At 71.3% G+C, this 19,342-nt stretch carries 21 protein-coding genes; 4 read left to right on the top strand and 17 right to left on the bottom strand.

From position 1 onward, the window contains the following. Window positions 1-2 precede the first annotated feature (2 nt). The 4 genes from IT780_RS20330 to IT780_RS20315 form a co-directional block, all read right to left on the bottom strand. Complete coding sequence (locus tag IT780_RS20330; RefSeq protein WP_199513197.1) at window positions 3-812, bottom strand: HAD family hydrolase; 810 nt, start codon at window positions 810-812, stop codon at window positions 3-5. Next, window positions 812-1,624, bottom strand: coding sequence for a Cof-type HAD-IIB family hydrolase (locus IT780_RS20325; RefSeq protein WP_199513196.1), 813 nt, complete (start codon window positions 1,622-1,624; stop codon window positions 812-814). The genes IT780_RS20330 and IT780_RS20325 overlap by 1 nt, the downstream gene beginning before the upstream one ends. A 132-nt stretch (window positions 1,625-1,756) precedes the next feature. After that, window positions 1,757-3,040, bottom strand: a complete 1,284-nt coding sequence (serS, locus tag IT780_RS20320) for a serine--tRNA ligase (protein WP_199513195.1) — start codon at window positions 3,038-3,040, stop codon at window positions 1,757-1,759. A gap of 34 nt (window positions 3,041-3,074) precedes the next feature. After that, window positions 3,075-3,842 (bottom strand): hypothetical protein, encoded by a 768-nt coding sequence (locus IT780_RS20315; protein WP_199513194.1) that lies wholly within the window; start codon window positions 3,840-3,842, stop codon window positions 3,075-3,077. Window positions 3,843-3,909: 67 nt separating this feature from the next. Between IT780_RS20315 and IT780_RS20310 the strand changes: the two genes are divergently transcribed. The 3 genes from IT780_RS20310 (at window position 3,910) to IT780_RS20300 (ending at window position 5,585) form a co-directional block, all read left to right on the top strand. After that, complete coding sequence (locus IT780_RS20310; protein ID WP_199513193.1) at window positions 3,910-4,338, top strand: OsmC family protein; 429 nt, start codon at window positions 3,910-3,912, stop codon at window positions 4,336-4,338. Between the two features lie 83 nt (window positions 4,339-4,421). Next, entirely contained in the window at window positions 4,422-4,784 is a 363-nt protein-coding gene (locus IT780_RS20305) for a metallopeptidase family protein (protein WP_199513192.1), read from the top strand. Between the two features lie 66 nt (window positions 4,785-4,850). After that, a complete protein-coding gene (locus tag IT780_RS20300) occupies window positions 4,851-5,585 on the top strand; it encodes an AIM24 family protein (protein WP_199513191.1) in 735 nt (244 codons plus the stop codon). A 123-nt stretch (window positions 5,586-5,708) separates the two neighbouring features. Here the strand turns inward: IT780_RS20300 and pheA are convergent, their stop codons facing one another. The 5 genes from pheA to IT780_RS20275 all read right to left on the bottom strand — a co-directional run bounded on the left by pheA (window position 5,709) and on the right by IT780_RS20275 (window position 9,218). Then, a complete protein-coding gene (pheA, locus tag IT780_RS20295; protein ID WP_199513190.1) occupies window positions 5,709-6,665 on the bottom strand; it encodes a prephenate dehydratase in 957 nt (318 codons plus the stop codon). A gap of 26 nt (window positions 6,666-6,691) precedes the next feature. Beyond that, window positions 6,692-7,327 carry a hypothetical protein gene (locus tag IT780_RS20290; protein WP_199513189.1) on the bottom strand — a complete coding sequence of 212 codons (636 nt, stop codon included), beginning with the start codon at window positions 7,325-7,327 and terminating at the stop codon, window positions 6,692-6,694. A gap of 64 nt (window positions 7,328-7,391) precedes the next feature. Further along, entirely contained in the window at window positions 7,392-7,781 is a 390-nt protein-coding gene (locus IT780_RS20285) for an ACT domain-containing protein (RefSeq protein ID WP_199513188.1), read from the bottom strand. Between the two features lie 77 nt (window positions 7,782-7,858). Beyond that, entirely contained in the window at window positions 7,859-8,329 is a 471-nt protein-coding gene (locus tag IT780_RS20280) for a hypothetical protein (RefSeq protein ID WP_199513419.1), read from the bottom strand. Between the two features lie 148 nt (window positions 8,330-8,477). After that, window positions 8,478-9,218 carry a hypothetical protein gene (locus tag IT780_RS20275; RefSeq protein ID WP_199513418.1) on the bottom strand — a complete coding sequence of 247 codons (741 nt, stop codon included), beginning with the start codon at window positions 9,216-9,218 and terminating at the stop codon, window positions 8,478-8,480. 327 nt (window positions 9,219-9,545) lie between these two features. Between IT780_RS20275 and IT780_RS20270 the strand changes: the two genes are divergently transcribed. Continuing rightward, window positions 9,546-10,772, top strand: a complete 1,227-nt coding sequence (locus IT780_RS20270) for an arginine deiminase (protein ID WP_199513187.1) — start codon at window positions 9,546-9,548, stop codon at window positions 10,770-10,772. Here IT780_RS20270 and IT780_RS20265 read toward each other — a convergent pair. The 8 genes from IT780_RS20265 to IT780_RS20230 all read right to left on the bottom strand — a co-directional run bounded on the left by IT780_RS20265 (window position 10,744) and on the right by IT780_RS20230 (window position 19,248). After that, window positions 10,744-11,475 carry a glycoside hydrolase family 16 protein gene (locus IT780_RS20265; protein ID WP_199513186.1) on the bottom strand — a complete coding sequence of 244 codons (732 nt, stop codon included), beginning with the start codon at window positions 11,473-11,475 and terminating at the stop codon, window positions 10,744-10,746. The genes IT780_RS20270 and IT780_RS20265 overlap by 29 nt on opposite strands. 587 nt (window positions 11,476-12,062) lie before the next feature. Continuing rightward, window positions 12,063-12,950, bottom strand: a complete 888-nt coding sequence (locus IT780_RS20260) for a DUF5926 family protein (protein ID WP_199513185.1) — start codon at window positions 12,948-12,950, stop codon at window positions 12,063-12,065. 67 nt (window positions 12,951-13,017) lie between these two features. Then, window positions 13,018-14,238 carry a sensor histidine kinase gene (locus IT780_RS20255; protein ID WP_199513184.1) on the bottom strand — a complete coding sequence of 407 codons (1,221 nt, stop codon included), beginning with the start codon at window positions 14,236-14,238 and terminating at the stop codon, window positions 13,018-13,020. A gap of 85 nt (window positions 14,239-14,323) precedes the next feature. Beyond that, entirely contained in the window at window positions 14,324-15,127 is an 804-nt protein-coding gene (locus IT780_RS20250) for a glycerophosphodiester phosphodiesterase (protein WP_199513183.1), read from the bottom strand. Further along, complete coding sequence (locus IT780_RS20245; RefSeq protein ID WP_199513182.1) at window positions 15,124-15,459, bottom strand: rhodanese-like domain-containing protein; 336 nt, start codon at window positions 15,457-15,459, stop codon at window positions 15,124-15,126. Before IT780_RS20245 ends, IT780_RS20250 begins: the two co-directional genes overlap by 4 nt. A gap of 15 nt (window positions 15,460-15,474) precedes the next feature. Next, complete coding sequence (locus tag IT780_RS20240) at window positions 15,475-16,662, bottom strand: LCP family protein (RefSeq protein WP_199513181.1); 1,188 nt, start codon at window positions 16,660-16,662, stop codon at window positions 15,475-15,477. A gap of 166 nt (window positions 16,663-16,828) precedes the next feature. Then, window positions 16,829-18,172, bottom strand: coding sequence for an LCP family protein (locus IT780_RS20235; protein ID WP_434062843.1), 1,344 nt, complete (start codon window positions 18,170-18,172; stop codon window positions 16,829-16,831). Between the two features lie 110 nt (window positions 18,173-18,282). Next, on the bottom strand, window positions 18,283-19,248 hold the full coding sequence (locus IT780_RS20230; RefSeq protein ID WP_199513179.1) for a UDP-glucuronic acid decarboxylase family protein: 966 nt from the start codon (window positions 19,246-19,248) through the stop codon (window positions 18,283-18,285). Window positions 19,249-19,342 lie beyond the last annotated feature (94 nt).

The following is a 19,342-nucleotide window of genomic DNA, read 5'->3' as shown; positions in this document are numbered from 1 at the left end:
CGCTACAGCTGGAAAAGCTTCTCCAGGTAGACGGCCACCCCGTCCTCGTCGTTGGTGAGACCGACCTCGTCGGCGACCTCCTTGACGGCGGGGTGGGCGTTGCCCATCGCCACGGAACGGCCTGCCCACGCCAGCAGGGGCAGGTCGTTCGGCATGTCCCCGAACGCCACGACCTCGCCGGCCTCGATGCCCTCGCGCTCGCAGAGCCAGGCGAGCCCGGCCGCCTTGGTCACCCCGGCCGCCGAGATCTCCACCAGCGCCGACGAGGAGGAGTGGGTCGCGGTCGCCAATTCGCCGAGCGTACGGCTGACCAGCTCCGCGAACTCGTCCGGCTCGTGCCGTGCCGACCGGGCCAGCAGCTTCACCGCCGGTACGCTTGTCAGCTCCTCCGGCGCGGAGAGCACCCGTACGGTGTGGTGCTCCCCGTCCCAGTGCAGCGGCCACTTCTCCTCGTACCAGAAGCTTCTGCCGTCATCGACCTCCACGGCGAGGGTGACGTCGGGCACGGCCTCGCGCAGCCGCTCGGTGACGTCGAGCAGCAGCTCGGTGGTCAGCGGGGCGGCCCGCAGGATCTCGTCGGTGTCGGGGTCGTAGACCACGGCGCCGTTGGCGCAGACGGCGGGCAGCGGCTCGGCCATCTGGTCGTAGAGCTGGCGCAGCCAGCGCACCGGCCGGCCGGTGACCAGCACGGTGGGAATGCCGCGCTGCTGGAGCCGGTCGAGGGTTTCGGTGGTACGGGGGCTGAGCGAACCGTCGCCGCGGATCAGGGTGCCGTCGATGTCGGAGGCGACGAGGCGGAATGGCGCATGCATCACCTCGACAGTAGCCGGTCGAGGAACACAGCCACGCCGTCCTCGTCATTGGTCAGCGTGACGTCGTCGGCGACCGCGAGCAGCTCCGGGTGTGCGTTGCCCACGGCCACCCGTCCCCAGCCGGCCCAGGCGAACATCGGCAGGTCGTTGGGCATGTCGCCGAAGACCAGCACGTCCGCGGGGTCGACGCCGACGGCCTGCGCGACCACGGCCAGGCCGGTGCCCTTGTCGACGTCCGGCGGGCAGATCTCGACGTAGTTCAGGCCGGCCTGGGTGACCGATGCCACGTGCGCGGGCACGACCCGGCGGGCGGCCGCGAGCAGGTCGTCGACGTCGCGGCCGAAGCACCTGGCGAAAGCCTTGATCACGTCTCCGGTCAGGCACTCCGCCCGCTCGCGTCGCTCCAGGGTCACCGGGTAGCGCCAGGTCGGGTCGTAGTCGCCCCAGAGCGGGGAGTCCTCGTGCTCGAGCGCCTCGACCATGACGGAGAGGGGGCCGACCTCGGCCTCGAGGTTCTCCAGCGCGATGCCCAGGTCCCGGCCCGGCAGCCGGGCGCTGCGCAGCACCTGCGACTCGTTCTGGTCGATCACCCAGCCGCCCTGGGCGAGCACGAGGAAGTCGGCGGCCCGGATGTCGTTGCGGGTGAGCTCGGTCAGCCGCGGCCCCCGGCCGGTAGCGCCGACGATGCGGATGCCCGCGGCCCGGACCCGGTCCAGCACGTCATGGGTGTAGTCGGACACCGTGTCGTCGCTGCGCACCAGCGTGCCGTCGAGGTCGGTCGCGATGAGCTTCGGCAGCCCGGGCTTCGCCATGGGAACCTCCGTGGGTCACGAGACCCCCGCGGAGGGCGGAAGGAAAACGTTACACCGGCCCGGCTACCAGCGGCTATGACTTCTGGTAGCGGGCCGGTGTATTCCGCGTCAGCGGTCAGCCTTCAGTCGTTCTTATGGGTGGCGGGCGGGGCGGTTGGATAGGGGTTCCAACACGTCGCGGCCGCCGAGGTACGGCTGGAGCGCCTTGGGTACGCGCACCGAGCCGTCCGGCTGCTGGTGGTTCTCCAGGATCGGGATCAGCCAGCGGGTCGTCGCGAGCGTGCCGTTGAGCGTCGCCGCGGTCTGGGCCTTGCCGTCGGAGTCCCGGTAGCGGATGTTGAGCCGCCGCGCCTGGAACGTGGTGCAGTTCGACGTCGAGGTCACCTCGCGGTAGCGGCCCTGCGACGGCACCCACGCCTCGCAGTCGTACTTGCGGACCGCGCTCGAGCCCAGGTCGCCGGCTGCCACGTCGATCACCCGGTACGGCACCTCGACCTTGGCGAGCATCTCCTCCTCCATGGCGAGCAGCCGCTGGTGCTCGGCCTGCGCCTCCTCGGGCTTGCAGAACGAGAACATCTCGACCTTGTCGAACTGGTGCACGCGCAGGATGCCGCGGACGTCCTTGCCGTGCGAGCCGGCCTCGCGGCGGTAGCACGACGACCAGCCGGCGAACCGTTCCGCGCCGCCCTCCAGATCCAGGATCTCGTTCGAGTGGTACGCCGCGAGCGGCACCTCCGACGTGCCCACGAGGAACAGGTCGTCGGCCTCGAGCCGGTACACCTCGCTCGCGTGCGAGCCGAGGAACCCGGTGCCCTCCATCGCCTCCGGCCGGACCAGCGACGGCGTGATCGACGGCGTGAAGCCGCGCTCCACCGCCTGGGCGATGGCCATCTGCAGCATGCCCAGCTGCAGCAGCGCACCCACGCCGGTCAAGAAGTAGAACCGCGAGCCCGAGACCTTGGCGCCGCGCTCGGTGTCGATCGCGCCGAGCGCCTCGCCGATCTCGAGGTGGTCGCGGGGCTTGTCGATGGCGGGCCGCTCGCCGACCTCGCGGAGCACGACGAAATCGTCCTCGCCGCCGGGCGGCACGCCGTCCTCCACCAGGTTGGGCACGGCCAGGTGGGCCCGGCGCAGCGCCTCGTCGGCCGCGCTCGCCGCGGCCTCGGCCGTCTTGACCTCCGAGGCGAGCTCCTTGGTGCGGGCGAGCAGCGCCGAACGTTCGTCGCCGGAGGCCTTCGCGACCTGCTTGCCGAGGGACTTCTGCTCCGCCCGTACGGCCTCGAAGCGCTGGGTGGCCGATCGGCGCTCCTCGTCGGCGCGCAGCAGCTCGTCCACCTTGTCGGCGGACTCGCCGCGCAGCCGCTGGCTGGCACGGAACAGCTCGGGGTCCTCGCGGAGCAGACGCAGGTCAATCACGATTGATGAGCCTACCGGCGGCGCTGTCCGATCTTCACCCGGATATGCCGGGGTCCGCCTTGTCGCGGCTGTCGTCCGAGGCGGTCCACGGCTTGACCGGCGCGACGGTCAGGTCGAACGGCGCCTCCGGGGTCTCCTCCTCGGCGGGCGGCCGCCGCCACGCCCACACCGGCTCCACGGGCTCCTCGCCCGCACCGGCTCCCGGAGCCTCCCCCGGGGCCGCGGTGGGCGCCGGGAGGCCGCGCCCGGCGAGCCATGCGGCGAGCGTGACCAACGCGACACCGACCCCCGCGCACCACAGGCCGCGGCCCACCGACACCTGCATCTGGTCGTCGTCGAGGGTCATCGCGTCGATCTGCCCGACGATCCGGCTGGTCTCCCCCAGGTACGACCACAGCGTCACCACCACGGCCAGCAGCAACCCACCGGCGCTCAACGCGGTGAGGCGCGCGTACGCCCGCCCCGCGACGGGGCCGAAGAGCGTGAGCACGGTCGCGGTCACCAGCAGGAACAGCCCGGCCAGATAGCCGCCGCCCCAGCCGCCGAGATCGGCGATCGTGGTCGTGAACGGCCGCTGGCCGGTGTCGGCCCCGCGCAGGACCGTCTCGTCGATCGCGGTGATCTGCCACTCCGAGATCAGCGAGCCGAACAGCGCGAGCGCACCGAGCGCCGCGGCGACCGGCACGAGCCGGCGGTCCCGCAGGGTCCCGGCGAGGAAACCGCCGATCCCGGTGCGGCGGCGCGGCGGTCCGTCGTCGCCGGCGGGGCCGAACTCGACCACGGCTTCCTGGCTCTGCGACATGACACCCATCATGTCCCGCGGGCCGTCCGCCGACCAGCGACGCGGGACATGGACTAGCGTCGTCGGTATGCCTATTCGCACTGCTTCCGCCCGCTGGTCGGGCAACCTCACCGAGGGCTCCGGAACCGTCAAGACCGGAAAGGGCGGGTACGAGGGGAACTACTCCTTCAAGTCCCGCTTCGAGGAGGGCGAGGGGACCAACCCCGAGGAGCTGATCGCCGCCGCGCACGCCGGCTGCTTCTCGATGGCGTTCTCGAAGGCTCTTGCGGACGCCGGTTTCACCCCCACCTCCGTCGACACCACCGCCAAGGTGCACCTCGACAAGACCGACGCCGGCTTCGGCGTCACCCGCATCGACCTGGAGACCGTCGGCGACGTCCCGAATGTCGACGCCGACACGTTCCAGAAGCTCGCCGAGGGTGCCAAGGAGAACTGCCCGATCTCGCGGCTGCTCTCCCCCGGCGCCCAGATCACCCTCAGCGCCACCCTGGCCTGATCCGGCCCGCGCGCACTCCGCCCGCTCCCGGGTGGGCGGAGCGCCGCGGCACGGCCACCGGAAAACGCCGCCGGTGGAGCACAATGGTCGGCGTGCCGGTCGAGATGAGCCGTGAACGCTTCGAGGAACTGGTCGGCGAGGCCCTCGACGAGGTGCCGGCCGAGCTGCTCAGGACGATGAGCAACGTGGTGATCCTGGTCGAGGACCTGCCACCCGACGGCAGCATGGACCTGCTCGGGCTCTACCAGGGCATCGACCTCACCCGGCGGGGCTGGGACTACGCCGGCGTGCTGCCCGACACCATCACGATCTACCGGCTGCCCACGTTGAACGTCTGCGAGACCGAGACGGACGTCATCGACGAGGTGGCCATCACGGTGGTGCACGAGATCGCCCACCATTTCGGCATCGACGATCACCGGCTGCACGAGCTGGGTTGGGGCTGAACGTCCGAGCCCTCACCGTTGCCGTCCGGTCCTACCCTGATACTCCACGCTTACAGGAGGACCTTCATGCGCAGCGATCTGTTCTCGGCGGACAACCTCGAGAAGGAGTCGGCCCAGCCCGGTCTCCGGCTGCAGAATTCGAAACTGCTCAAGGCGGAGCTGAACGGCGACTTCATGGCCCGGGTCGGCTCGATGGTCGCGTACCAGGGGCAGGTGCAGTTCGAGGCGCTGGGCTCGGGCGGCATCGGCAAGTTCCTGAAGCAGAAGCTCACCGGCGAGGGCGTACCGCTGATGCGGGTGTCCGGCCGCGGTGACGTCTTCCTCGCCGAGCGCGCCGCCGACATCCACCTGATCGACCTCGAGCCCGGCGACGCCCTGTCCATCAACGGCGCGAACGTGCTGGCCTTCGACTCGTCGCTCACCTACGACATCAAGATGGTGCAGGGCGCCGGCATGATGTCCAACGCGGGCCTGTTCAACTGCGTCTTCACCGGCCACGGCCGGATCGCGGTGACGACGAAGGGCACGCCGGTCGTGCTCACGGTCGACCAGCCCACCTATGTGGACCCGCAGGCGGCTATCTGCTGGTCGGCCAACCTGCAGACCGGCTACCACCGCGCCGAGCAGCTCGGCCTCGGCACGCTGCTGGGCCGCACCACCGGCGAGCGCTTCACGATGAGCTTCGCCGGCCAGGGCTTCGTGGTCGTGCAGCCGTCGGAGGAGCCGCCGGGCGGCCTCGCCGGCGCCGCGCAGGGCCAGCAGCAGCAGGGCGGCATCCTCGGCAACCTGCTGGGCGGCTAGCCCAAGAGCAAGATCAAGAACTTCATGTCGTAGCTCGGTGGGTGGTGCGGACCGCAACTCCCGTCGAGGCCGGGCCGGGGCCCAGCATTCGCTGGCCCTGGCCCTTCATTCTGCGTGCGTGGATCAGGACGGCTCGCCGGACCGCAGCCGGGCCAGCCACGCCGCGCTGTCCGCGAAGTCCTCGTTGGTCAGTCCCGGCTGCGTCGGCAGCGGCTCTTCCTGCGCCTGCCTCGACCAGCGGTGGCGCGGGTACGACCCCAGGAAGCGCACCTCCGCGCAGATCCGGCGCAGGCCCTGCAGCGCCTCGCCCAGCCGCGGCTCCGCGACGTGGCCGGTGCAGTCGAGGAAGAAGACGTACACGCCGAGCTGCTCGCCGGTCGGCCGGGACTCGATGCGGGACAGGTTGATGCCCCGGACCGCCAGCTCGGTGAGCACCGACAGCAGCGCCCCGACCCGGTCGTGCGCGATCATCACGGCCAGCGACGTCACGTCGTCCCCGGTCGGCGGGGCGGGCGCGGCCGGGCGGGACAGCAGCGCGAAGCGGGTCACCGCGTCGGCGTGGTCGGCGATCTTCTCGGCCAGCACGGTGAGGTTGTTGCGCGGGATCCCGATCGGGGCGCAGATCGCCGCGTCGTACTCACCGGCCGCTGCGGCCGCGGCGGAGGCGGCGTTGGACAGCATGTCGACAACCACCGCGTCGGGCAGGTTGGCGCGCAGCCAGTTGCGGCACTGCGCGGAGGCCTGCGGGTGCGCGGCGACCGTACGGATGGCCGCGAGCGGCGTCAGCGAGGCCGATCCGAGCACGAACTCGACCGGCAGCACCACCTCGCGGGTGATGACCAGTGGGCTGCCCGTACCGAGCTCGTCCAGCGTGACCGGCACGGCCCCGCCGACGGAATTCTCGAGCGGCACCAGGGCGGCGTCGGCCTCACCGGCCCGCACCGCCTCGAGTGCTTCGGGCACGCTCCGCGCCGGGGTGCGGATCCCCCGCTCGGCGGCGGGGATGGTCCGCAGGGCCTGCTCGGTGAAGGTCCCCTCGGGGCCGAGATACACGAATCGGGTCGGTGGCGTGCCGGGCATGCCACCACCCTATGGCGAACCGCACCTCACGCGCCGCACGCGCGCACTCGGATGCCCGCCGGGGCGTCGTTCTGCACCTGCTGGCTGCACACGTCGGTGCCGGCCTCGACGAGCCGGAGCGTCGACGGCTTGCCCGTGGTCACCACGAACAGCGGCTCGTACTTCTGCTCGGCGTCCCGGGCCACGATCTCGACGGTCGCGATCTGCCACGTACCCGAGCAGAACGGCCCGTCGATGACCTTCAGCTCGCGGTCCGGGATGCCGGGCGTGCCCTTCACGACGGCGATCACCTGCGCGGCGCTCGGCCCGGCGGTGCATTTCGGCGCTCCCGGCGGCCCCGGCGTCCGTGGGGTCGTGGTCGCCGGCGTGGCCCCCGTGGTCGCCGGCGGGGTGAAAGGCGTGTACGGCGTGTACGCCGGCGGCACCCCACCGGTGGGCAGCCCTGCCGTGGGGAGCCCGGCCGGGGGAAGCGTCGTCGGCACAGTGGGCACGACACCCGGCGCGTACGCCGAAGCCGACGCCCCGGCGCTGGAGCTCCCGGCCGGCTCGGGCGGGGAACTGGCCGGCGGCGCGGGCGGCTCACCGCACGCGGCGAGCGCCGTCAGCGCGGCCACGAACGGCAGCAGCCGCCGGGCGGCCCGGCGTCGAACATCCCGCAGCACGCGCTCATGGTAGGTCGTCCGGGGCCCGGACAAAGGTCTCGATCCGGTCGCGGTGCACGGACCGTCAGACCGCGATGCGGTGGCCGACGGCCGAGAGCGTGTCCATCGCCTCGGTCAGGCGCACCCGCGGCACCAGCAGATAGTCCGTGTCGTACGTCGAGAAGGCGATGATGTTGACCCGGGCGTCGGCCAGCGGGGTCACCAGCGAGGCGAGAACCCCGGTCAGCGCCAGGTCGAGCGGTCCCACCACGCGCAGGCAGCGCCAGGCCGCCTCCACCGTGGCGCCGTCGGGCACCCGGTCGCTCGGACAGATGATCGACATCTCGTCCGGCGTCCAGGTCACCGAGATGACGCTCTTGTCGTCCGGACCGTTGCTCAGGGAGGCGGGCAGGGGGGAACCGGCGGGCAGCCGGCACACCGCGTACTCCTCCGGGAGCAGGTCGAGATCGAGCATGAGGGAAGACTACGGTCCGAACCCCCGTCACCCCAATGGGTGATGGGTGCGGTGATCACCACATGGGTGACCGCGGGTCAGTAGCGGATCGCGGAGAAGAACGTCAGCGAGGCGACGACCCGGCCGGTCTCGGAGATCGGCGTGGCGATCGCGTCCACGGTGACGTGCCGCTTTCCCTTGGGCGGCTGGATGCGCATCAGGCCCCGGGCGAGCCGCTCCGAGGTCAGCGCCAGCAGCGGTGGGATCTTCTCGATCTCCTGCTCGCTGAGGTCGCCTCCGCCGGCCGTGAAGTCGATGAGGCGCAGCGCCCCGTCGCCGCCGAGCAGGGGCCGGCCGACGACCTCGGCGCCCTTGGCCAGGCCGAGCAGGTCGCTGGCGGACGGCGACACGGCGACGATGGTGGAACTCACGTCGAGCACCAGGCACGGCTCGACGGCCTGCCAGACCGTCGCGGCCCACCGGTCGATGTTCGAGACGAACTCGGATTCGACCGGCGTCCGCGCCTGTGGCACGAACGCTCCCGAGAGTGAGAGCTCGACGTGCGCCACCCGCACCTCCCTGATCTGCGTGCCGTCCGGCGGACCCGACTCCGGCCGGACCGCGAGGTCCCGAGACTCCAACGGTCTCACACCTCGAGTGTCCGGCCGGCGTCGCTCGCGTCAAGCCTCGACGGCGAGCGGTGCACTGCAGGGAACGTTACCGGCGGGTTGCCCGCTTGTCAGCGGCCGTTTGGCCGCCCGCGTACCAGCGATAGTCGCCGGCCGGCCGGTATGGCGCGTTGGCCCAGGTGGCGGGGTGTTGTGCCACGGCCGACAGTTTGCTGGCGGTGGCCGGCGAGATGCGGGCGCCGCCGGCGATGAGCAGCCGGTCGAGTTCCTTGTGGGTGGCCACCAGGCAGTCCTTCGGCAGGCCGTGCACGCTGATCACGCCGGAGCCCACGAAGGCCAGCACGGGCGTGACCGGCACGGTGATGCCCACGGCGGAGCTCATCGCCCGGCCGGCGCGCTTGGCGTCACGGCGGGCCTCGGACACGTACGCCGGGCGCTTGCCGTTGATCTGCACCACGTCACCGGCGATCAGCACGCGGGCGCGGCCGTGGTCGGCGACGGTGACGGCGTACACGCCGCCGGGTCCGATCGCCAGGAAGCCGGCGCGGTTGTCGCTGGGGTCGTACTCGTACGCCTGCGAGTCGGTACGCGGCCAGTCGACGATGTGCCACGCGGGGCCCAGGCGGTCGAGGCGGGTCAGCGCACGGGCACCGGCGGCCTCGAGACGGCGGGCGTCACGTTCGGCGCGGCGGCGGCGGGCCCACTCGACGGGGCTGGGGCGTACCGGCTCCAACGCCGCGGGTGGTGCGTCGCGACGGGGTTCCAGAGCTGGCGGGTAGCTGCGGTGCGGAGCGGGAAGGGCGGGTGGGCGGGCGGGGAAGACAGTCACTGCGACCTCCGGCAAAAGGTCCATCGGGCTCTCTTTCCACTACGGTAAGTGTTTGACCCGGTACTCAAGCAACCCGTGGGACAGGAGAGAAAGCGGAATGAGTGGGGATGAATGCCGCATTCACGCACAAGCTCTTTTTCCGTATGGTGCATCACGCGACCTAGGGCTCCCCTGGGATCCGAAACGTCCTCCGTCAAGTTAGCCGACCCTTAGCAGGTCTGCATCCGTCTCCCGGATCTTGGCGCTAGGTCACAGGACGGATGCGGACAGTGGAGACAAAATCGGCTCACCGCGCTGGATCCGGCCGCAGGATCTAGGCTCGACGGCGTGGCCCCATACGTCGACAGCGAGGTCGGCCGCCTCGCCACCGTGATCCTGCACCGGCCCGGCGCCGAGCTTGCCCGGCTCACCCCGCGCAACAACGACTCCCTCCTCTTCGACGGCATCCCCTGGGTCGGCCGGGCGCAGGAGGAGCACGACCGGTTCGCCCAGGCCCTGCGCGACCGCGGCGTGGAGGTGCTCTACCTCGGCGGTCTGCTGGAGGAGACGCTCGCGGTGGCCGAGGCCCGGGCCGAACTCACGCGCAGCGTCCTGGAGTCGACCCGGCTGGGCGACACCCTCCGCGAGCGCGTCGCCGCCCACCTGGCCGACCTCGCCCCGCCCGAGCTGGCCCACGTGCTCATGGCCGGCCTGGCGCACGAGGAGGTCAAGCCGGGACCCGGCCGGACCGGCGGCCTGGTGTACGAGCTGATGGACCGGCACGACTTCGTCATCGATCCGCTGCCGAACCTGCTGTTCACCCGCGACTCGTCGGTATGGGTACGCGACAAGGTGGCGGTCACGAGCCTCGCGATGCCCGCCCGCAACCGCGAGACCACGCTGACCCGGGCCATCTACACGCACCACCCCCGGTTCGCCGGCACGGAGCTGCTGTACACCCCCGGCCTCGAGCACGTGGAGGGCGGCGACGTGCTGCTGCTCGCCCCGGACGTGCTCGCGATCGGCGTGGGGGAGCGCACCACGCCCGCCGGCGCCGAGCGGCTGGCCCGCCGGGTCTTCGCGGCCGGCCTGGCGGAGACAATCCTCGTGGTGCCGATCGCGCAGGAGCGCGCCACGATGCACCTCGACACCGTCTGCACGATGGTCGACGTCGACGCCGTGGTGATGTATCCGAACGTCGCCGACGCGCTGCGGGCGTACCCGGTGACCAAGGGTTTCGATGGTGAACCGGTGGTGGGCGAGGGCCGGCCGTTCCTGGTCGCCGCGGCCGAGGCGATGGGCATCGACCGGCTGCGCATCATCGACACCGGCCTGGACCCGGTGACCGCCGAGCGGGAGCAGTGGGACGACGGCAACAACACGCTCGCGCTGGCCCCACGGCTGTGCGTGGCGTACGAGCGCAACGTCGAGACCAACGCGCAGCTGGAACGCGCCGGCATCGAGGTCATCGCGATCAGCGGCTCCGAGCTCGGCTCCGGCCGCGGCGGCCCGCGCTGCATGTCGTGCCCGGTCGAGCGGGCGCCGCTCAGTCCCCCCGCACGTGCGACACGATGAGCTCGGGAACGGCCGCCGGACCGCCCTTCGCGGGAAAGTCGAAGACGGCGAGCATCAGCTGCATCGGGTAGTTCGGTGACTGGCCGACGCGCTTGACGACCTCGCCGTCGACCGTGAAGGAGAGCGAGCCGGGCGCCCAGTCGACGCCGTACGTGTGGAACTCCGCGACGTCGATGTCGAGGCGCGGCGCCGCCCAGTCCTCGGTGAGGCCGGGGTCGCGGAACCTGTGCAGCCCCATGCCGACCTCGCACGAGCCGTCCCGTACGGAGGAACCGAAGATCTCCATCACGCAGATCTCGCCGGAATGATGGGGTTTGTCCTCGATCCCGGACATCCAGAACGCGACCATGGACCGCGGCGTCACGATGCCCCGGGCCCGCACCTCGACGTGCCCGTAGAGCGGCGTGTACCCGAAGAAGCCGGGCTCCTCCGTGGCGACCAGCAGCCCCTCGCGGAACGGCTGGCCGCCGACGGGACTGCCCACCGGCCCGGAGAAGCTCGCACTCTGCACCGCCGAGACCCGCAGCGGTTCGGCGTGCGTACCCTCGCACCACAGGCCCTGCTCCGGCGGGATGCTCAACGTCAACTCGCCGCCGCGCACCCGGTAGGTGGCTGCCGACGCCTCCCGCGAACTCCAATGCGGCAGGTAGTACGGCAGCCACACGTCCCGGTCGAGCTCCCGCCCGCCGAACAGGTCCTCCATCCCGCCGAATGTAGCGGCATCGTCCGGCGATGTCGTGAGCGGTCGACGGACCGGCGCGGTGAGGCGCCGGCCCGTCATGTCATTTGTTCAACAGCTGGAGGAGGGTGGTGACAGCGGCCGTCAGCGCGGCGGCGGCGAGAAGGACCCCTCTGGCCGCATTCATTAATCGCACCGCCGTCATCGCGGCGGTCCGGGGCTGCGGGGACTCTCCGTTGTCCGGTCTTCGTGCCCTTGTTACGGTCAAGCGGAACCTCCGGTGTGGGCTTTGACGGGCTTCCCCGCGAGGATCACTGGGGCGGCATCCGCGGGCTGTGCGGGTGTCGCTCCTTGCGCGTCGGCGCGAGGTCAACCGCGCCTTCGGCAAGGGTTCCGCGGGGCTTCTAGAGGAAGACCGTAGGTGATTGACCCGGTAGTCCAGCAAGCCGAAGACCCGGATAGAAATCGGAATGAGTGGGGATGAATGCCATCTTCACGGTTACCCTGTTCCGCCGGATGGCGTCTAGAAGGCCAAAGTGGGCAGAGCCCCCGCACGGCAATCGCCCGCCGCGACCCGGAGGTCGCGACGGGCGATCGGATGTTCCGGCTGGTCAGCGCAGCGTGAGCTGGCGGCCGACCAGGCCCTGCTTGGCGCGGCGCGCGGCGGCGTCGAGCGGGGCGGTTTCGGCGAGGGTGTCGGCGTACCGCTTGGCGAAGTCGGCGAGCGGCGCCTCCCAGTCGCCGGCCTCCGGCTCGCCCGGGACGTCCCACACCGGCACGAGCAGCCCGTGCGCGCGGAACATGCCGGCGAACTTCGTGTCCTCGCCGAGCAGCAGGTCACCCGCGGCCGACAGGCGGGCCAGCGCGTCCAGCGCCGCGTCCTCCGGGTCGGCCAGGACCCAGCGCACGTGCGCCTTGTCCGGCACCCGGCACCAGTACGCCGCGTGCGCCGCGGACATCCGTACGGTCGGGTAGATCGACGCGTTCGCCCGCTCGAGGGACGCCTTCACGTTGGCGTCCTCGGCCTGCTCGGCGTCGAGCCAGTACTCGAAGCCCTCGTGCATGCTGATGTCGAGCGGGCCGTCCTCGAGGATGTCCTGCAGGCGGGGACCCTCGCCGGGCAGCGCGGGAACCGCGACGGTGTCACCGGGCTGGGTACGCAGCGCGCACAGGATGGCCTCCGCGACGTCCCGGGACACGTCACCGGACTGCAGGTGGCGCTGGAGGCCGACGAAGACGCGGCCGTCCTGGCGGGTCATGGCCGGCCACGCCATCGGCAGCACCGTGGAGAGCGTGACCGGGCGGTCGCCGTACTCCTCGATGATCTCCGGCTTGAGGGTCAGCGGCGCGGAGGCGGCCGGGACGAGTTCCCGCAGCGCGATCCACTCGGTCTCGTCGGCCAGGCCCTCGAACGGCCGGGCGACGAAGACGTCACGCACCTTCTGGCGCTTGGGCGCCGCGTCGGCGGCGCCCCGGGGGTTCTTTCGACGCTTGCTCACGACGAACCACCCTAGGCGGTATCGGGCCGCCGCGGGTGACGCGGGCCACCCGTGTCCACATCGATCTTCACGCCCGCGGCAGGCTGACCTCGGCGACCGTGCCCCCGCCGTCGCGCGGGCGCAGCGACACCCAGCCGCGCTGGCGTTCCACGATGCGGCGGACGAGGTACAGCCCGAGGCCGGCGCCCGGGTTGCGCCCGTCGGCGTCCGGGTCGCCCTGCCAGTAGCGCTCGAACGCCCGCTCGACGTCCTCCGGACCGACGCCGATGCCGCGGTCGGCGACCCGGAACGTGACCGTCGAGTCGTCGGCGGCCGCGGTCACGGTCACCTCGGTGTCGGCCGGCGAGTACTTGTCCGCGTTGGTGGCCAGCTCGGTGAGGATCGTGGCGAGCGACTCCCGGTCGCCGAAGGCCTTGGGCAGCTCGCCGGGGAGCTCCGCGACGAGCCGGCGGCGCAGGTCCTCGGGGAGCTCCGCCACCGCCGCCCGCAGCGCGTCCACGAGGTCGAACGGGCCGGGCGGGGAGCCGCCGGTCCCCCCGTCGTCGCTGGTGGCCGAGAGCAGCCGGTCGACCAGGCGGGCGAGCTCACCGGCGCGGGCGCCGACGACGCGTACGGCCTCCCGGCGCCCAGCCTCGCCGAGCGACTCCCAGTGGTTGGTCAGCGTGTCCGCGTACCCCTTGATGACCGTGACCGGCGTCCGCAGCTCGTGGCTGGTCACCGCCACGAACAGGTCGCGGTCCTCGTGCGTGCGTTTCGCGGCGGCCGGGGACTGCGGACCGCCAGCCGGGGTGAGCCAGGCGCCGGTCGTCTCCGGGCTGTCGCCGTGGACTGGCAGGCCGGCGCGGTCGCCGTAGAGGTGGGAGGCGTGCGCGGCGAGCAGGTCGAGGACCGTGTGGTGCTCGGGGCCGGGCGCGGCGCCGGGCTCGGTGTAGGCGACGTACAGGAAGCCGATGAGCACATCGCCGACCGTGCAGCGCGTGATGAGCAGGTGGGCCGTGCCGGTGCCGTCCCCGGCCGGCTCGACCGGCAGGTAGGCGGCGCCGTCGCCGGTCAGCCGGTCGTGGTCGACCCGGCGGCCCAGGGCGTGCTCGCAGTCGCCCGCGCCCGCGATGATGCGGCCGTGACCGGCACCGCACTCGGCGAAACCGGCGCCGCTGCCGCCGAGCACGTCCAGCGCGAGCCGGACGACGTGCTGCAGGGCGGCGAGGCCGGTCTCGCCCGTGTCGATCCGTCTCAGGAGCGCGAGCTGCCCCCGCGCCAGCGCGATGTAGTCGGGTCCATCCGGCATGTCTGCGAGTGTGCCTCGCTTCCGGGGGTTTGGGCAGAGCGGAGAGTGTGGATCTTGTCGCTGATCGGGCTCGGAGTGTCCCGTGTCACACCGGCCGTGCGCTTTCCAGGCGTTCGATCACGAACCCGGGGCGGTCGGTGATGATGCCGTCCGCCCCGGCCGCGAGCACCATGTCGAGATCGCGCTCCTCGTTCACGGTCCACACGTACGTCTGCAGTCCCGCGGCGCGCAGCGTCGGGATGAGGTTGCGGCGGGACCGGACCAGTCCGACGCCCGGCCCGGCGATGCGGGCGCCGAACGGCAGCCGCCCCCGGCTGACCCCCGGAGGCAGGATCTCCAGGAGGTAGACGGTGGGGATGGTGGGGGCGAGCGCGCGGATCCGGCGCAGGGCGAGCGCGGCGAAGGACATGACTGTCACCCGTACGGGCACAGCCGGCGACGGTTCCAGCAGCCCGTACCGGCGCAGCGTCTCCACCAGCTTGCGTTCCACCTCGGCGCCGTACCGCGACGGGTGTTTCGTCTCGATGAGCAGCCGGACCGGCCGGTTGCGCTCGCACAACGCCTGGAGCAGCCGGTCCAGGGTCAACAGCCGGGTGTGCTCGGCCAGCTCCTCCTCGGCCACGTCCGCCGCGGCGGCGTGCCAGGAGCCGAAGTCGAGCTCGTCCAGCTCGGCGAGGGTCTTCCTGCTCACCCGTCCGGTGCCGTTGCTCGTCCGGTTCAGCCGCCGGTCGTGGACGCAGACCAGATGACCGTCACGGGTCAGCCGGACGTCGCATTCCACGCCGTCGGCGCCGTCGGCAAGTGCCCGAAGGTACGCGGCCAGCGTGTGCTCGGGCAGCGCGTCCGCGCCGCCGCGGTGTGCGAAGACCAGGGGACGCGCGGGTCTCACAGGACGTGGGCCGGCTGACCGTTCTCACTGACGACCTCGCGGCCCGCGGCGGCCCAGGCGTGCATGCCGCCGTCGAGGTTGCGCACGTTGTCCCAGCCGTTGCCCATGAGGTAGGAGACGACCTGGCCGGAGCGGCCGCCGGAGCGGCACACCACGACGACCTCGGTGTCGGTGGGGATCTCCGCGATCCGCGCCGGCACCTCCATCATCGGGAGGTGGTGGGCGTGCGGGGCATGGCCCGCCTGCCACTCGTCGGGCTCGCGCACGTCGAGCAGATAGGCCGACGGCTCGACCTGCGCCGGGGTCACGCTGGGTACCTGGGGTCCGAACACAACACCAGCGTAGAACTACTTCTCGTTGGCGACGACGTCCGGGTTGGCCAGGATGAACTGCGAGAGCTTGTCCTGCCGGACCGCCTTGTACATCTCCATGCTCTTCGGCGTGATCGTCTCCCGGCCGTTGCCGTTGCCGGCGAACGTGCCGTTGTTGGTCCGCAGCAGCACCATGTCGTTGGCCGCGACGCCCTTGAGCGCGAAGATGAAGTCGATGACCGGAACGTTGCCGGTGTCCAGCACGAACGCCTTGCCCGCCGCCTTGATGAGGCTGTTCACCTTGAGCGGGTTGGTCAGCACGCCGCTGCTCGCCGCCTTCTTGGCGATCGCCTTGATCAGCTGCTGCTGGTGGCGCTGGCGGTCGTAGTCGCCGTTCTTGAGGCCGTACCGCTGGCGGGCGTAGTCGAGGGCCTCCCAGCCCTCCATGTCCCGGCAGCCCTTCTTGTGCACGACCGGCTCGTGGGTGCCGGCGGTCTTGCGGGCCTCGGCCAGGTACATCGGCTTGCCGTTGACGATCTGCATGTGGTGCGACTTGACCTCCTGGTCGACGCACATGTGTACGCCCTTGAGCGCGTCGATCACGCTCTTGAAGCCGTTGAAGTCGATGATCGCCGCGCCGTCGAAGGTCATCCCGGTGTTGGCCTTGATGGTCTGCGCCATGAGCTGCGCGCCGCCCGCCCAGCCGCCGCCGTTCTGCGCGCCGTGGAAGAACACCTCGGTGGCCTTGGCGGTGCCGCCCGCGTACTTCGCCTTGGGGAACGCCGGGACCTGCATCTCCGTGTCCCGCGGGATCGACACCAGGTACGCCTGGTCGTGGCTGGCCGGGATGTGCAGCGCGATGATCGTGTCGGAGCGCAGGTCGTCGACCGCCCAGCGCTTCCGCGCGTCGACACCCATCAGCAGGATGTCGATCGGGCCCTTGATGTCGCCGCCGCCCTCGGCCGTGCCCTTCTGGTTGCCGCCGAGCAGGTTCTCCTGGGTGACCGCGTCGGTGGCGTTGCTGACCAGCCACTTGGTGCCCGCGATGCCCGCACCGCTGCCCATCATCAGCACCGCGCCGAAGACGACGGTGAGCTTCGCCCACATCGGGTCCTTGCGCTTCTTGGGTTTGGGCGGCGCCACGGACGGCCGGGTGCTGCGTGGGGGAGTACGACTGCCGTCCCGCTCCGGCGACGACGGACGCCGGGTGGTTTGGACGGTCATCTGCTCTCCCAAGCGCGCTAGGGGCCAACGGCGGATGTCACTGTACGTTCAACTTCGATCTCGTGCGAGGCCTTGAGAGTTTCAGGTCCGTGACACCCTGCGTTCATGCAAACGGCGCGGGTGGCCATTGATACCGACCCGCGCCGTTTGACCGATTTTTGGGAGATCAGCCGCCGGACTGCGCCGATTTCGGGTTGTTCGCCGCCATCCACTCGCCCATCTTGTCGGCAGCGATCGCCTTGTACATAGCCAAAGCCTTCTCCCGGTCGGAGACGACGACGCTCTGTCCCGCGATGGTCTCGCTGCCCTTGTTGGGGCTGGTGATGAAGGTGAGGTTCTCGCCGCGCAGGCTGCGGAACTGCAGAGCCATGTCGGTGAGCGAGAAGTCCTGGTCGGCGGTGATGGCGTTGGTGACCGCCTTGAGGAAGCTGTTCAGCTTCGCCGGGTTGGTCAGCGTGCCGGTGCCGGCCGCCTTGTCCATCAGCGCCTTGAGGAACTCCTGCTGGTGCCGCATCCGGGCGAAGTCACCCTGCGGGAACTGCTTGCGCTGCCGGATCCAGTCGAGCGCCTCGGTGCCGTTCATGTGCATGGTGCCCTTGGTGAACTTGCGGTGCGGCTTGTGGATCGAGGTGATGGACTGCTCCACCTTCAGGTCCACGCCGCCGAGCGCGTCGGTGACCTCCTTGAAGCCGCCGAAGTCGATCGCGAGCACGTGGTCCAGGTGCACGTCGGTCATGCACTCGACCGTACGGACGGCGCGGGGCAGGCCGCCGAAGGCGAACGCCGCGTTGATCTTGGCTCGGCTGCCGCTGCTGCAGTCGGCGTCGTTCGCGGACGGGATCTGCACCCACAGGTCACGGGGGATCGACACCAGCTGGGCGGATTTGTGGTCCGCCGGGATGTGCATGACGATCAGCGTGTCCGCGCGCCAGGCGTTCGTCGTGTCCTTGGAGGCGTCCGGGTCCCGCGAGTCGCTGCCGACCAGCAGGATGTTCAGCGCCCCGTCGACGGTCTTGACCGGCCGGCCTTTCGTCAGGTCGGAGAACGCGTCGGTGCGCTTCAGGTCGCCGTTCAGCCCGTTGGCGTAGCCGTACAGCGAGATGCCGGCGACGAGGCCCAGCACCAGCACGGCGGCGCCGGCGACCAGGGCGATGCGGCCCCATCGCGGCTTGCGCCGGCCCTTGTACGGGCGCCCGCCGGGCCGTCCGCCACCCGGTCCCCGCGGCGGTCCCGAGGGGCCACCCGGTCCGCCGCCGGCGCCGCGCGGCGGCCAGTCGTCCCCGCCGTCGCTGTACGAGCGTCCGGCGGGGCGGTCGCTGCCCCCGTACGCGCGGCCCGTGCCGGCAGCGGGGCGGTCGCCGTACGCGCGGCCGGAGCCGGGACGGCTGGTGCCCACTCGACCGGAGGAGCCGGGTATCGAGGCGCGGTTCATGACGCCAGGCATACCCATCGATCCCGGCACCGAAGCCCGGCCGGCGGGGCTACCCCAAGGGGACGAGATCGCAGACATGAGTTCAGGTTACGAGCCGGGATCGACGCAAACCGTGCATCCACACCGGCTCGGCACGAACGTGGGAGACAATTACCGTTCGTGAAACGTTCACTACTGCGGCGGATTGCTCACTTCGCGAAGAACTCGATCGTCCGGCGCAGCCCCTCTTCGGGGCTGACCTGCGGCTCGTAGCCCAGCAGCGTACGAGCCAGGGTGAGGTCGGGGCGGCGCCGCTCCGGGTCGTCGGCCGTACGCTCGAGGAGCTCGATGCGCGAGTCGCTGCCGGCCAGCTTCACGATCAGCTCGGCGAGCTCCAGCATCGTCAGCTCGTGCTCGGTGCCGCAGTTGATCGGCCCGGTCTCCGTCGAGTCCAGCAGCAGCAGGATGCCGCGGACCAGGTCGTCGACGTACGTGATCGAGCGGGTCTGCGTCCCGGTGCCGTGCACGGTGATCGGGGCGTTGCGCAGCGCCTGGCTGATGAACGTGGGGATCGCCCGGCCGTCGTCCGGCCGCATGCGGGGGCCGTACGTGTTGAAGATGCGCACGATGGCCGTGTCGAGCCCGTGGAAGCGGTGGTACGCCATGGTGGCCGCCTCGGCGAAGCGCTTGGACTCGTCGTAGACGGCGCGGACGCCGATCGGGTTGACGTTGCCCCAGTAGCTCTCCGGCTGCGGGTGCACGGCCGGGTCGCCGTACGCCTCGGAGGTCGAGGCCATCAGGAAGCGCGCGTGGTCGGCGACGGCGCGGTCGAGCAGCGTCAGCGTGCCCGCCGAGCCGACCTTGAGGATCTCCACCGGCAGCTTCGCGAAGTCGGTCGGGCTGGCCGGGGACGCCATGTGCAGGATCGCGTCGAACCGCTCGGTCATCGCGGGGTGGGCCGGCAGGCCGTCGGTGACGTCGGCCTCGATGAGCGTGAACCGCGGCTCGGAGGCCAGGTGCGCGACGTTCTCGGCCGAGCCGGTGACGAAGTTGTCGATGGCGACGACGGTGCAGCCCCGCGCGAGGAGGGCGTCGACGAGATGCGACGGCACGAAACCGGCCCCGCCGCTGACCAGAATCCGATGTCCCTCGCCGAACCGCTGCTGCACTGACATGCAGGCCACTTTAGGCGAGGGGGGGGGGGGGGGGGGGGGGGGGCGGGCGCCCCCCCCCCCCCCCCACCCCCCCGGGGGGGGGGGCGGCCCCGGC

It is taken from the genome of Nucisporomicrobium flavum (assembly GCF_016464385.1).
GTDB classification, from domain to species: Bacteria; Actinomycetota; Actinomycetes; order Mycobacteriales; family Micromonosporaceae; genus Actinoplanes; species Actinoplanes flavus_A.
This window is presented reverse-complemented; position numbering and strand designations above follow the sequence as displayed.

Coding starts and splice junctions, on each gene's coding strand:
- IT780_RS20330 (WP_199513197.1), bottom strand. CDS start 812: ATGCATGCGCCATTCCGCCTCGTCGCCTCCGACATCGACGGCACCCTG.
- IT780_RS20325 (WP_199513196.1), bottom strand. CDS start 1,624: ATGGCGAAGCCCGGGCTGCCGAAGCTCATCGCGACCGACCTCGACGGC.
- IT780_RS20315 (WP_199513194.1), bottom strand. CDS start 3,842: ATGTCGCAGAGCCAGGAAGCCGTGGTCGAGTTCGGCCCCGCCGGCGAC.
- IT780_RS20310 (WP_199513193.1), top strand. CDS start 3,910: ATGCCTATTCGCACTGCTTCCGCCCGCTGGTCGGGCAACCTCACCGAG.
- IT780_RS20305 (WP_199513192.1), top strand. CDS start 4,422: ATGGTCGGCGTGCCGGTCGAGATGAGCCGTGAACGCTTCGAGGAACTG.
- IT780_RS20300 (WP_199513191.1), top strand. CDS start 4,851: ATGCGCAGCGATCTGTTCTCGGCGGACAACCTCGAGAAGGAGTCGGCC.
- pheA (WP_199513190.1), bottom strand. CDS start 6,665: ATGCCCGGCACGCCACCGACCCGATTCGTGTATCTCGGCCCCGAGGGG.
- IT780_RS20285 (WP_199513188.1), bottom strand. CDS start 7,781: ATGCTCGATCTCGACCTGCTCCCGGAGGAGTACGCGGTGTGCCGGCTG.
- IT780_RS20265 (WP_199513186.1), bottom strand. CDS start 11,475: ATGGAGGACCTGTTCGGCGGGCGGGAGCTCGACCGGGACGTGTGGCTG.
- IT780_RS20255 (WP_199513184.1), bottom strand. CDS start 14,238: ATGCCGGATGGACCCGACTACATCGCGCTGGCGCGGGGGCAGCTCGCG.
- IT780_RS20240 (WP_199513181.1), bottom strand. CDS start 16,662: ATGACCGTCCAAACCACCCGGCGTCCGTCGTCGCCGGAGCGGGACGGC.
- IT780_RS20235 (WP_434062843.1), bottom strand. CDS start 18,172: ATGTCTGCGATCTCGTCCCCTTGGGGTAGCCCCGCCGGCCGGGCTTCG.
- IT780_RS20230 (WP_199513179.1), bottom strand. CDS start 19,248: ATGTCAGTGCAGCAGCGGTTCGGCGAGGGACATCGGATTCTGGTCAGC.